The organism is Streptomyces sp. NPDC058701 (genome assembly GCF_042715295.1).
Classification (GTDB): domain Bacteria; phylum Actinomycetota; class Actinomycetes; order Streptomycetales; family Streptomycetaceae; genus Streptomyces.
In genome coordinates, this window is record NZ_JBHXSY010000033.1 from 58,458 (window position 1) to 70,037 (window position 11,580).

The 11,580-nt window shown below is 75.2% G+C and carries 12 protein-coding genes and 1 pseudogene; 3 read left to right on the forward strand and 10 right to left on the reverse strand.

Going from position 1 to position 11,580, the window contains the following annotated elements; all coding sequences use genetic code 11:
- Window positions 1–132: 132 nt before the first annotated feature.
- Window positions 133–294 carry a hydrophobic protein gene (locus ACFWW8_RS28320; RefSeq protein ID WP_069924257.1) on the reverse strand — a complete coding sequence of 54 codons (162 nt, stop codon included), beginning with the start codon at window positions 292–294 and terminating at the stop codon, window positions 133–135.
- A 301-nt stretch (window positions 295–595) separates the two neighbouring features.
- Between ACFWW8_RS28320 and ACFWW8_RS28325 the strand changes: the two genes are divergently transcribed.
- Together ACFWW8_RS28325 and ACFWW8_RS28330 are read left to right on the forward strand one after the other, a co-directional pair.
- A complete protein-coding gene (locus ACFWW8_RS28325) occupies window positions 596–1,036 on the forward strand; it encodes a CU044_2847 family protein (RefSeq protein ID WP_386532747.1) in 441 nt (146 codons plus the stop codon).
- A 109-nt stretch (window positions 1,037–1,145) separates the two neighbouring features.
- A complete protein-coding gene (locus tag ACFWW8_RS28330) occupies window positions 1,146–1,328 on the forward strand; it encodes a hypothetical protein (protein WP_386532749.1) in 183 nt (60 codons plus the stop codon).
- Window positions 1,329–1,534: 206 nt separating this feature from the next.
- Here the strand turns inward: ACFWW8_RS28330 and ACFWW8_RS28335 are convergent, their stop codons facing one another.
- The 6 genes from ACFWW8_RS28335 to ACFWW8_RS28360 form a co-directional block, all read right to left on the reverse strand.
- Window positions 1,535–2,965: an ATP-binding protein gene (locus tag ACFWW8_RS28335; protein WP_386532751.1), complete on the reverse strand. Its 1,431-nt coding sequence runs from the start codon at window positions 2,963–2,965 to the stop codon at window positions 1,535–1,537.
- Window positions 2,962–3,684 carry a response regulator transcription factor gene (locus tag ACFWW8_RS28340; RefSeq protein ID WP_386532752.1) on the reverse strand — a complete coding sequence of 241 codons (723 nt, stop codon included), beginning with the start codon at window positions 3,682–3,684 and terminating at the stop codon, window positions 2,962–2,964. The genes ACFWW8_RS28335 and ACFWW8_RS28340 overlap by 4 nt, the downstream gene beginning before the upstream one ends.
- Window positions 3,685–3,722: 38 nt before the next feature.
- Complete coding sequence (locus ACFWW8_RS28345) at window positions 3,723–4,271, reverse strand: hypothetical protein (RefSeq protein WP_386532755.1); 549 nt, start codon at window positions 4,269–4,271, stop codon at window positions 3,723–3,725.
- A 112-nt stretch (window positions 4,272–4,383) separates the two neighbouring features.
- Window positions 4,384–5,187 (reverse strand): thioredoxin family protein, encoded by an 804-nt coding sequence (locus ACFWW8_RS28350; protein WP_386532759.1) that lies wholly within the window; start codon window positions 5,185–5,187, stop codon window positions 4,384–4,386.
- 308 nt (window positions 5,188–5,495) lie between these two features.
- Window positions 5,496–6,062 (reverse strand): hypothetical protein, encoded by a 567-nt coding sequence (locus ACFWW8_RS28355; protein ID WP_386532762.1) that lies wholly within the window; start codon window positions 6,060–6,062, stop codon window positions 5,496–5,498.
- Between the two features lie 256 nt (window positions 6,063–6,318).
- Window positions 6,319–7,191, reverse strand: a complete 873-nt coding sequence (locus tag ACFWW8_RS28360) for a CAP domain-containing protein (protein ID WP_386532765.1) — start codon at window positions 7,189–7,191, stop codon at window positions 6,319–6,321.
- Window positions 7,192–7,472: 281 nt separating this feature from the next.
- On the opposite strand from ACFWW8_RS28360, the pseudogene ACFWW8_RS28365 reads away from it, so the two are divergent.
- Window positions 7,473–7,721: pseudogene (locus ACFWW8_RS28365) on the forward strand (FAD-dependent oxidoreductase); the annotation flags it as partial.
- A gap of 10 nt (window positions 7,722–7,731) precedes the next feature.
- On the opposite strand, the gene ACFWW8_RS28370 reads toward ACFWW8_RS28365, so the two are convergent.
- The 3 genes from ACFWW8_RS28370 to ACFWW8_RS28380 all read right to left on the reverse strand — a co-directional run bounded on the left by ACFWW8_RS28370 (window position 7,732) and on the right by ACFWW8_RS28380 (window position 11,297).
- Window positions 7,732–9,849, reverse strand: coding sequence for an ATP-binding protein (locus ACFWW8_RS28370; RefSeq protein WP_386532767.1), 2,118 nt, complete (start codon window positions 9,847–9,849; stop codon window positions 7,732–7,734).
- Window positions 9,842–10,483 carry a DUF4255 domain-containing protein gene (locus tag ACFWW8_RS28375; protein ID WP_386532770.1) on the reverse strand — a complete coding sequence of 214 codons (642 nt, stop codon included), beginning with the start codon at window positions 10,481–10,483 and terminating at the stop codon, window positions 9,842–9,844. Before ACFWW8_RS28375 ends, ACFWW8_RS28370 begins: the two co-directional genes overlap by 8 nt.
- 142 nt (window positions 10,484–10,625) lie before the next feature.
- The gene (locus ACFWW8_RS28380) at window positions 10,626–11,297 is read right to left on the reverse strand and encodes a response regulator transcription factor (RefSeq protein ID WP_386532773.1); all 672 of its coding nucleotides are present in this window, start codon (window positions 11,295–11,297) and stop codon (window positions 10,626–10,628) included.
- Window positions 11,298–11,580: the final 283 nt, after the last annotated feature.

Genomic DNA, 11,580 nt, shown 5'->3' on the forward strand with positions numbered 1-11,580 from the left:
GTTATGTTGTTTATAAGAGACTGGCGGCGGGCCGCGTCGGGCATGGGCAGGCCGACGGGCCGGGGGCCTGCCCCCCCGATGGGGGGTCCAGGCCACCGGCACGCAGTGTCGGACTGCGGTGGTGTGGTGCGGCTACCAGCGGTACCAGCGGCCGCTGCTGCCCTTGGGGCGGGCGACGAAGCCGATCAGCCACAGGACCAGGACGGCGATGGCGACCCACCAGAGAATCTTCACCGCGAAACCCGCGCCGAAGAGGATCAGTGCCAGCAGAAGAACGAGAAGCAGGGGAACCATAGTTATCAACCTCCGAGGCACCGTGTGCCCGGCCCCGCCCCGGTCATGCATTCGATCTTATGTGGTTCTTATCCCTCCGGGTGGGTAGAAGAACGCGCCTCCTTCAGGGCGACCTCGCGGCCGGGCGGCAGCCGCGGCCACGGGCAGCGGCTACCGCAACGTGCCCGACCCGGCAGCCTGTTGGGGGCGGTGCGGATACGATCTCGGCATGAATCCGGTGATCGCAGGGCTGTCCCGCCAGGGATGACGGGACAGCTCATAGGGTGGCGGTCGGCAGAGGCGCGGGCGGGAGGGGAATCCGGTGACGCAGACGGTGTCCATCGATCTGGGGGACGGTTCGACCGTTACCGCGGAGGTGATCGGCGATGTCGCGTTCGAACCCACGGAGCAGCGCGGCACGTCCGGCTACGGCGATGTCGGCTTCGGCTCGGGGCAGCGGGCCGCGCAGCTGGGTTCCGCGGTGGCCCTCACCCTTGACCAGGTGCGGGATACCGTCCAGGGCATCGGCCGGTGGGCGGCGGCGAGCATCGCCCAGGGCGGGGCGGGGTCGCCGGACTCGTTCGAGGTCGAGTTCGGGCTCAAACTGGCGGTCAAGTCCGGCCAGCTCCTCGGGATCATCGCGGAGGCCGGCAGCGAGGCCGGACTGACGGTCCGCCTGTCCTGGAACCTGGCCGATCGCCGGGATCGGACGGCTGCGCGGGCACACGCGCCGGACCCGGACCCCCCGCCGACCGGGGAGTGACGGTGCCGGGAGCACGCGGGTGGACCCCGGTGCCGACCTCGCGATCCGGGAGTGGGCCCGTTCAGGTGCACGGTCGCATCGTGGGGGCCGGGTGGGGCAGGAGCCTTCCATGTCGAACGCCATGCCCTCACCCGATGACGTCACAGCCGCCGAGAACGGCACGGCCGGAGCCGGAAGCGGCCCGCCGTCCGGGGCGCACCCCGGGACGCGGGCCTCGGAACTGCTGGTACTGCTCGACCGGCAGCACCGGAGCGAGCCCGCCGTCATCCCGGGGCAGGAGACCCTGTTCTGACGCCGCGCCGCCGTCCGCACCTGCCCGCCCCGGCCCGCGCCGGACCGCGCCGGACTGCGCCGGCCACTCCGGTCTTCCGGCCGCCCAGGGCGGCGTCCAGGGCCCCTGGGCCCTGCGCAGCGACTCGGCGGCCGGCTCTTTCGGATCGTGCCGGGTCCGCCACGATCCGAAAGAGACGGCCATGGCCGCGTAGGACAGTTCCCGCCCTACACGATGGCTCGGCCGGCGGGTCCGCTGCCCTTGCGGCCCCGGCGACGGGAGATGCGGGAGCGGTGGCCGGACGGGGACGGCGGGGCCAGGGCGAACGTCACCGTGATCTGCGCCCCTCCGAGCGGCCCGCGGGTGATGCGCATCGTTCCCCCCGTCGCGCTCGCGGCGCGCTGCGCGATGTCGAGGCCCAGGCCCGTGGAGCCGGTGCTGCTCCCGCGGGAGAGCGCCCGGTCCGGTTCCGGGATGCCCGGTCCGCCGTCCTCCACGACCAGCTCCACGGCCTGCGCCGTGCGGACGACGCGGACCCCCAGCGGGGTTCCGGCGGCGGTGTGGCGGAAGACGTTGCCGATCAGCGCGTCCACCACGGCGGCGACGTCGTCGTCGGAGAGGCCGACGGCGGTCGGCTCCTGCGTGAGGTCGAGGGAGCAGGACCGATTCTGCTGCGCCGCCAGAACCGTCCAGAAGGCGGTCCGGCGGCGGACGACGTCGGCCGCCTCGCAGCGGGGGTCCGACGCACCCGAGGCCACGGACCGGCTCGGGGACCGCCCCGCGGGCTGCTCCGTACCGAGCATGCCCTGGCCCATGGGGCCCACCGCGAGGGGGGTGCGCGCCGCGGCGATGATGGCCTCCAGTTCGGCCTCCAGCTCGTCGACCGCCGCCTCGACCCTGGCCGACTCCGCTGTCCCGGCCATGCGTTCCGATGCCAGGTGCAGCGCGGTCAGCGGCGTGCGCAGCCGGTGGGATAGGTCGGCGACGAGCTCGCGCTCGACGGCGAGCAGCTCGTTCATGCGGTGGGCCATCGCGTTGAAGGCGACACCCGCGTCCCGCAGCTCCCTGGGGCCCATGGGGTCCACGCGGGTGTCCAGGTCGCCCCGGCCGAGCGCGTGCGAGGCCTGCGCGAGCCGTTTCGAGGAGCGGACGACTTTCGCGCCGAGCCGGTCGGCGACCAGGACGGAACCGGCGATCAGGCCCACGGCGAGGAAGAACATCACCGCCCACGACTCCTTCACCCCGCGGGTGAGTTCGGCCTCGGGCACGAAGTTCTCGATGACGGCGACCTCGTCGCCCGGAAGCACCACCGGCTGAAGGCAGATCCAGCCGCCCGGGACCTCCTGCGAGATCGACTCCCGCCCCCGCTGGGCCCGTTCGAGGAGGGCCGCGGGCGCCTTGGAACTGCCGAGGGCCCCCGAACCCGGCAGGTGCACGACCAGGTGCTCGGACGCGTCCAGGCTCGCCGCGGACTCCCGCAGGGCGGCCGGATCCTTGGTCAGGGTGAGCACCGGCGCAAGTGCGGCGGCCCGCTGTTCCGCGGCGGTGACGCCTTGCTCCTTGACCAGCGACATCACCAGGGCGGCCAGGGGTATGAGGAAGGAGAGGGCCACCATGGACGTCACGGCGAGCGCCACTCCGGCCAGTGAACGCCTCACCGGGGTGCCACCAGCTTGATGCCGACGCCGCGCACGGTCAGGAGGTAGCGCGGGGCCGCCGCGCGTTCGCCGAGCTTGCGCCGCAGGGACGACAGGTGCACGTCGACCGTCTGGTCGTCCACGTACGGCTCGCGCCAGACCTCGCTCAGCAGCCGCCGTTTCGAGACGACCTGTCCGGTGTGCTGGGCGAGGAAGGCCAGCAGGTCGAACTCCCGGCGGGTGAGGCGCAGCTCCCGCCCGGCCAGGTGCGCGGTGCGCGCGCCCGGGTCCACCGCCAGTTCGCCCACGGTGGTGGAGCGCAGGGGGTCGGCGGTCGGCGCCACTGCCCCGGGTGCACCGCCGCCCGGCGGCGGCAGGCTGCCGGTGCGCCGCAGGACGGCGGAGAGCCGGGCGAGGAGCTGTCCCCCGGAGAACGGCTTGACCAGGTAGTCGTCGGCGCCCGCGTTCAACAGGTTGATGATCTCCGCCTCGTCGTCGCGGGCGGTGGCCACCAGGACGGGTACGGAGGAGATCCCGCGGATCATGCGCAGGGCGTCCGCTCCGTCGAGGTCGGGCAGCCCCAGGTCGAGGACCACGGCGTCGACGGGCGACTGCGTGACCTCACGCAGCGCGCCGAACCCGTCGGCCGCGCTGCGTACGGCGTACCCCTGCTCCGACAGGACCTCGATCAGGGACTGGCGGATGCTGGGGTCGTCTTCCACGACCAGGACGCTCGGCATGCGGACACCTTAAGGGGCTCGTCGGGGCGCACCACCCTTCAGGAGGCGGCGAACGTCGGGCCCGCGTCCGTGACGCGCAGGTGCACGGCGCGGTCGGACACCGGGATGGTGCAGCCGTCGCGGGTACTGCAGCTCGCGTACCCGAGCACGACCGTCGCCCCGCCGTTCCCCGGAGCGCTGACGGCCAGTGTCGTGGTCACCGGTCCGTCCGGGTAGACGGGGACCGGGGAGTCGACCCCGGGCACCCGGATCGACCGCACCCGCGCGGAGGCCCGCAACGGGCCCTGCGCCTCGAGGGCGCCGCCGACGGCCACCGTGGTCGGCCGGCCCACGCCCTCGATGCCGGTGGGCGGCAGATCGGTGCTGTACAGGTGGAACCCCTCGGCCTCGGGCGTGAAGACCGCGGTGAGCGTCCCCTTCGAGCCGCGCCAGTCCGACACCGAGAGCGTGACGGTGACGCCGTTCTCGGAGAAGCGCGTCGTGGACCCGGGACCGGCGGAGGCCCCGGCGGGCTCCCCTCCGCAGGCCGTGAGCGCGGCCAGGGGGAGGAGGGCGGCCGCGAGGCGGGCCCTGCGGGAGCGCCTCACGCGGAGGGAAGGCGTCGAAGGCGCGGACCTGTTCATCTGCGTGCCCCTGTGCGGTGAGTGGTGAAGGGTGAGCGGGCGCCGGTCGGTACGGCGGGCGTTCGTACGCGCCGTCTCACGACGCCCAAGTGCGGAGGAAGGTGTTGATGCCGTCCGCCGTGAGGGGAGGGTTCCCGGTGACGTGGGTGTCGGTGCGCAGGGTGCCGGACGGCGAGACCACCACCAGGACGGGCATCGTGTACGTCCCGCCCGAGGGGCTGTACGTGCGCAGGAGCGCGGAGTTCGCCGAGCTGTTGCCGCCGATGTCGACCTTGACGAGGTGGTACGAGGCCCCGAGCAGGGCCGAGGTCTTCGGTTGGGCGAACACCTTGTCGGCGGCCTTGCAGTTGCCGCACCAGTTCGCGCCGAAGTCGAGCAGCACCATCCGTCCGTCGGCCTTGGCCGCGCGCAGGGCCGCGTCGATCTGCTGCCGCGCGTCCGCCGAGGCGTCGTAGCCGGGGCCGGGCACCCGGGCCGGCGCGGGAGCCGCCGAGGTCCGCGGGGGCTTCGAGGGCGTCCCGGCGGAGGCGCCGGAGCCGGCCCCGGTACGGGCGCCGGTACGGGAGGGGCTCGGGGAGGAGCCGGCCGGCGTGGCGGTCGGGGACCCGGACGCCGACGCGGAGGGCGAGCCCGACGGGGCCGGGAGCGCCTCGGAGGACGCGCTCGCCGACGCCGCCCCGGTGGGGAGCGCTGCCGCGGACGAGGCGGCGGCGGGCGCGGCGGAGCCGGCCGGCTCGGAGGAGGGCCCGCACGCGGCGGTCAGCCCGGCCGCGACCACGGCCGCGGCGACCAGGGCCGGACGCCGCCGGAGCGGCGCGGCGGAGCGGGGGGACACCGTGCGGCGTGCGGCGCGGGCGGATCGGAGCAGGCGAGAACTCATGACGGAGACACCCCAGGGCAAGGTTCGGGACGGCGGGACGGGCGAGGCACACCCCCGCTCGGAGAAGTCGGGGCCCGGCGGTTCACCGGTGGTGCGTCCGGTGCCGGGGGCCGCTCGGCTGACGTGAGCATAGGACCGTTCGCGGCCCGCGGAAGCGCCCCGGCGGGATCTTGAGGTTGCCCTAAGGAACAGCTCACCTTCCGCTTCGCCGGAACCCGGTGCACGGCCACACACAGCACCGCGAAACGCGCAGAACGGTACGGGAGCCGCCCCGTGGTACGCATCGGCTCCGGTCGTCGCGCCGGGCGTCAGAACGAGGTCTCGCGCACGCTGGCCTTCGCCCCCGGGACGACCGTCGCCGTGATCACCGACCGGTGGCCGTCGCTGGAGAACGTGACCGAGAGGGTGTCGTCGGCGCTCTGCGAGGTGGTCGTCTTGAAACCGCGGCCGGGGATCGCCGAGATCAGGCACACGCCCCTGCTCCCGTACCGGACGGTGACCTTGCCGCCCTGGGAGGGGACGGTGTGCAGGCCCGCCCCGCCCTGCTCGCAGTCGACGGACTTGGGCGCGCTGGTCCGCGGGGTGCCCGCCGGGGCCTTCGCGGGAGTGGGGGTGGGCGAGGGGGAGGGCCGCTGCGTCAGCGTCGGCGAGGGGCTCGCGGAGGCGGCCGCGGACGGGGACGGCGAGACCTGCTCCGGCGACGGACTGCCCGCCTCCCAGGCGGGGGGCGTGTCGATGACCACCGGGGCGGACCGCGCGACCGGGGGCGTGTGCCTGGTCGACCCGACCACGAACTGGACCGTCGCGAGCACGGCGGTCACGCTGGCGGCGGTGCACGACAGCCATAGGAGCAGATAGCGCGGAGTTCGGGGCACGGCCCCATAGTGGCCGACGCACGGTGCGGCGCGTCACCGGCACCCCCCGGACTGCCGCCCGCGGCGGCGGGGAGCCCGGGTCTTCTCGCGGGCGCTCCGGGAACGCCGACGTCCTCCGGACCCGCGGAGGGTCCGGAGGACGGGCAGGGCCGACCGGGGGGCGGCGTGGGGGAACCGTCCGCCGATCGACCCCGGGGAGGGCACCGGCGGGGGAGGCCCGCCGACGGGCGCCGGCCGGGAGGAGGCCGGAGCTCCGCTACTTCCCGGTGCCGAAGTTCTGCGTCCACCACGGGCCGCCGTCGCCCTTGTGGACGCCTATGCCGATCTCTCGGAAGTCGCAGTTGAGGATGTTCGCCCGGTGTCCGGAGCTGTTCATCCAGGAGTTCATCACCGAGGCGGCGTCCGCCTGCCCGCGGGCTATGTTCTCGCCGAGGCGGGACCACTTGTATCCGGCGGCCTCCACGCGGCTGGTCATGGTGGACCCGTCGGGACCGGTGTGCGACATGACGCCGCTGCGGGCCATGGTGTCGCTGTACGCCCGCGCGGCGGCGCTCAGCTTCGCGTTGGCGGCGAGGGGGCCGCACCCGGCCGCCGCACGCTCCTTGTTGACCAGGGAGAGGACCGCGGACTCGGCGTCACCGTTCACGGTGCCCGAACCGCCCGACCCACCGGACCCGCCGGAGGTGCCCGAACCACCCGAACCACCCGAGCCGCCGCCCTTCGTGGGGGAGGGCTTGGGCGCCGGCTTGGCCGGCTTGGCGGCCGCCGACGAGGCCGGAGCGTTGTTCGCCTGGATCGTGGGATCGGCGGGGGCGGAGGATTGCGACGCGCCGGCGTCGGGCGTCGCGGACGGGCTCGCGCTCGCCGTGGCCGAGGCCTCGGGGGTGCCGGTCGGCGTCGCGTCGGCGGGGGCCGCCGTCGGCGTCGCCGAGGCCGTACCGGACGCCGTACCGGTCTGCTCGCCGGCCCGCTGCTCCGTACGGGCATCCCCGTCGGAGTCGGCCACCGCGACACCGACCGCCACGACCGCGGCGGCCGCGGTGACGGACAGCACGATGCGTGTGCGCGCCGACTTCTTCCGGCGCGCCTCGACGCGGGACGGGGTACCGAGATCTCGGCTGCGGCTCATGCCGGTAACACCTCACTGGAGCGGGGGAGGAGGGGAGTTGGCCCGAGCCTAGGTCCGTGACCAGCCACAAGAGCGCCAGGGAGGGGTTCTTCAGAGTCCCTTAAGGAAGCCCGCAGGTTCGACACAGGGATGATCCGGGCATTGATCGCAACTCGGCTCGTGCGGCCGGGCGTCGACAGGGGCCGGCGGTTCGGGACCGCACGGGCCGCTCCGCGATCGAAGATCGCCGAGCAGTAGGCTGAGCCCGCAACACGATGCGAAGGGGCATCCAGTGGCGCGGGCCCCGGTCGGCCGTGCTGCCGATGGCCGGCCTGGACAACCGCTGGACCGGTCTCGCCGACGACGGGCCGGTCGTGACCGGTCTGGTCAACGCCGGGGACAGCCTCATTAACACCAACCCGACCTTGGGCCACGGCGCGGCCCTCTGCCTGCGGGCCGCCCAGCACCTCGCGGCCCACGCCGACGAGATCGCCGCGGACCCCGTCGTCTACCACGCCTGGACGGCACAGGCCCTCCGCCCGTGGTTCGACGTCCCGGCCGCTACGGCGCCCAGGCCCCGGCCGTGCCCGGCACCAGCCGGCCCGCCTTGACGTACTCCCGCCGGGCCCCGTCCCGTACGTCCGCGGCGGTCACCGGCCCGTCGCCCCGGACCCGTGCCGCGTAGCACGCCGTCAGGGCGGCCGACCGGATCGAGCCCCCGGCGAGCTCGAACTCGGCCGCGCACCGCTCCAGTTCGGCGTCGATGCCGGGCTCGGTCGGAGCGCCGGCCAGCGCGCCGCGCCACAGGTCCGCGCGCAGTGCGGCGTCGGGGAACGGGAAGTCCACGACCAGGTCGAGGCGGCGGGTGAACGCCTCGTCCACGTTGGACCGCAGGTTGGTGGTGAGGACGGCGATGCCGTCGAAGGACTCCAGCCGCTGCAACAGGTAGGCGCTCTCCAGGTTCGCGTACCTGTCGTTCGAGCCGCGGACCTGCGACCGCTTCCCGAAGACGGCGTCCGCCTCGTCGAAGAGCAGGACGGCGTCGGTGCGGTCCGCCTCCACGAAGATCCGCTCCAGGTTCTTCTCCGTCTCACCGACGTACTTGTCGACCACCGAGGACAGGTCGACCACGTACAGGTCCAGGCCGAGTTCCCCGGCCACCACCTCGGCCGCGAGGGTCTTGCCCGTACCGGACGGCCCGGCGAACAGGGCCACGACCCCGCGCCCGCGGCCGCCGCCGGTCCGCAGCCGCCAGCCGCCGAGGACCTCGTCCCGGTGGCGGGCCCGCCCCACCAGCTCCACCAGCCGGGAACGCGGCGACTCCGGCAGGACCAGGTCGGCGAAGCCCACGGCCGGCCGCACCTGACGCGCGTGCCGTCCGAGCAGTGGCGCCGACAGCCGGCGCGCGGTGTGCCGGACGTGCCGGGCGCCGAGCGCGACGCCCTCGAAGGCGGCGAGTTCCCGCGCGGCCCGGCCCACTGCCTCGATCTGCTCCCCGTCCAGCCGGTACGAGGCCACCGCCTCGGCCATGTCGCCGTCGAACCCCGGGAGTTCGGCCCGCCAGCGGTCCGCGGTCGTGCCCCCGCCGCCGGAGCCGGTCCCGGAGACCCCGCCGTCCCCGGGACCGGTCCCCGGCACCGGTGAGTCCAGGGCGAGGAGCGACACGCCCGCCGCCCCCCGCGCCCAGTCCGGGTCGCACGGCTCGGGCCCCGCGAAGACCGAGGTGATGTCGGGGGCGGCGATCGAGGAGATCAGCCCGCCGGGGTCGTCGGGCAGCGAGGTCACCACCACCGCCGTCCCGGCCCCGCGCAGCCGGGCCTCGCGCCGCAGGACCGTGCCGATCGAGGGGTCCGGCGTACGGGCCCCGGGCCCGTACAGGAGCACCGCCCGGCCCGCCGCCCGCAGCGCGGCCACCACCGAAGCCGCCGACGCCGCGCCGTGCCGCTCCCGGAGGTGGACGGTGACGGGCCGCCGTGACCGCGCGACCAGCGCTGCCGTGCCCGCCGCGTCTCCGGCGCCCGTCGCACCGGCCGGCCCCGCCGGGTCCGCCGCGCACGGGGCGGCCGGCAGCAGGCTGACCCCCGCCCGGCACAGTGCCTCGTCGAGGGAGTCGTCCCCGAGCAGGTGGGCCACCACCCGCTCCGGAACCCGCAGCGCCCGCCCGGGCAGCGGCCGGTCCTCGTCCTCGAACGCGAGCAGCCCGCCCGCGATCAGCGGCGCGGCCGCGTGGAAACGGCCGCGCGCCCGCGGCAGGTGGGGTCCGCTCCCGGCCAGTTCGAGGGCGAGGGCGACCGAGGCCCGCCGCCGGCCGACGTCGTCGTTCAGGTACCCGTACAGCGGCTCGAAGCCGCGGTCCACGTCCGGAGCGGCCGCCGCCAGCAGGATCCGCAGGTCGAGCGCCGACAGCCCGAAGTCCCTGACGAGGGCCGACAACCGGTCCCCGCCACTACCGCCGGGGTACGGCTCGGCCGTCTCCCGGACCCCGCCGCCCCGAGCCGGCGCGGCGGGGTCCGGCCCGCCCTCCGAGGCCGCGCGCAGCGCGGACTCCCGGGACACGTACAGCCCGCGCAGCGGATCGTGCGCCGCGGGATCACCGGCCGAGCGCCGCTCGACCAGCGCCGCCGCCACCGCGCGCAGCGCCGCCAGCCGCTTCAACAGGGCAGACGCCGACTCACTCACCGGCCGTGCTCCCGCGTCGCGCCGTACGGAGCATCCGCGGCCGGGAGTCGGCCGGTGCGCCGGAGGCCCCCCGGACGGTGACGACCGCGCCCTCGGTGACCGGCGGACCCACCGGGTAGACCGGCGTCACCGGGAACGGGGTGGTGATCACGACGTCCAGCGACGGCTTGAGCTCACCGCCCAGGGCCGACCAGATGTCGGCGAGCGAACGCGACTCGGCGGGCGGGACGCCCACCGTCAGGCCGATCGAGGCCCGGTGCGCCCGCAGGGAGAGCGGCACGTGCTCCTCCGGCAGCGCCTCGTACGGCAGGAGCGCCGCGAGCGCCCCGGCGAGCATCCGGTGCTCGTCCTCGGGGCGCGCGGTCCAGGCGGTGAGCAGGTAGGAGAGGCGGAACCAGCGCGGCGGCTGCCGCCGCTGCAGGACGGTTCCGTCCTCGCCCCGCTCCGCGTAGGCGCCGCGCTCCCGGCGGGCCACGTCCTCGCGGATGTCGTACAAGTACGCGTTCAACGTCGGGGTGTTGCGCCGTGCCGCCCACTCCCGGGTGGGGGCGTCGAGAGCGATCTCGCCCGCCCCCTCGGGCAGGGCGCCGCGGCGCAGGAGGCGCCGGAGCGCCTCGTCGATCTCGTGGATCATGTGATGGGTGTCCTCGGTACGGCCGGAGCCCGCGGGACCCGGTGGAGGGCGGCGGGGGGTCGGCGGAAGGGCCGCGACCGCCGCTGAGCGCGACGGCCGGGGCCACGGGGGCGGTCGGGGGGAACGCGCGTTCCCGGTCCGGTCAGATGTAGCCCTCCCGCAGCGCGTAGGCCACGGCGTGGGCGCGGTTGGTGAGCCGCAGCCGGGTCATCAGTGCGTGCAGGATGTTCTTGACGGTCCGTTCGGAGTAGGCGAGCTTCTCGGAGATCTGCCGCGTGTCCAGACCCTCGGCGATCAGCCGCAGTACGTCCGTCTCGCGCGGCGCCATGCCGAACAGCGGCGCGCCCCCCACCCCGGAGCAGGCCGCCGCGGTCTCCGACCGGCGCAGCCGTCCGACCTGGCCCAGGACCCGGCTGATCAGGTCCGGCGGCAGCACCCCTTCCCCGTCCGCGGCCTGCAGTACGGCCTTGACGAGGCGCTCCCCGGTGGCCTGGTGCCGCCACACGATGGCCCGCACGCCGTACTCCACGACCGTGAGCAGGTCGGGCTCGCGCAGTTCACGGGCGACCAGCACCACCCGCTGCTCCCCGCCGCGCAGGACCCGGCGCAGCTCGGCGGCCGACTGCTCGTCGATCCGGTCGACCAGCATCACGGCCACGGTCGCGGCGGGTACGAGGCCGTCCCGCTCCCGGGAGCGCGACTGGACCTCCACGCTCGGGCTGTGCCGCAGATGGCTCACGACCCCGGCCCGGCTGAGCGGATCGGTGGCGTGGATCGTGACGGTGATGCGGTCGGTCGTCGTCGTCGCCTGCATGCGTGTACTCCCTTTCCCCCCGTGCGGTCTTGCTCGGCACACGGTGGCGGGGGGCGATCAACAGCGCGTGGGTGTCCGATGGGTGCGGCCCGTGGCGTCCCGCCCGGCCCCGCTGTGGCGTCCCGCCCGGCCCCGCCGTGGCGTCCCGCCCCGGCCCCGCCGCGGGACAGGGCCGGGCCGCTCCGCGGACAGCCCCCCAGGGGGTGTCGTCACGGTTGTTCCGTACGCCCGTACGCCCGTACGCCCGTACGCCCGTACGCCCGTACGCCCGTACGCCCGTACG

Coding starts and splice junctions, on each gene's coding strand:
- ACFWW8_RS28320 (WP_069924257.1), bottom strand. CDS start 294: ATGGTTCCCCTGCTTCTCGTTCTTCTGCTGGCACTGATCCTCTTCGGC.
- ACFWW8_RS28330 (WP_386532749.1), top strand. CDS start 1,146: ATGTCGAACGCCATGCCCTCACCCGATGACGTCACAGCCGCCGAGAAC.
- ACFWW8_RS28340 (WP_386532752.1), bottom strand. CDS start 3,684: ATGCCGAGCGTCCTGGTCGTGGAAGACGACCCCAGCATCCGCCAGTCC.
- ACFWW8_RS28350 (WP_386532759.1), bottom strand. CDS start 5,187: ATGAGTTCTCGCCTGCTCCGATCCGCCCGCGCCGCACGCCGCACGGTG.
- ACFWW8_RS28360 (WP_386532765.1), bottom strand. CDS start 7,191: ATGAGCCGCAGCCGAGATCTCGGTACCCCGTCCCGCGTCGAGGCGCGC.
- ACFWW8_RS28375 (WP_386532770.1), bottom strand. CDS start 10,483: ATGATCCACGAGATCGACGAGGCGCTCCGGCGCCTCCTGCGCCGCGGC.
- ACFWW8_RS28380 (WP_386532773.1), bottom strand. CDS start 11,297: ATGCAGGCGACGACGACGACCGACCGCATCACCGTCACGATCCACGCC.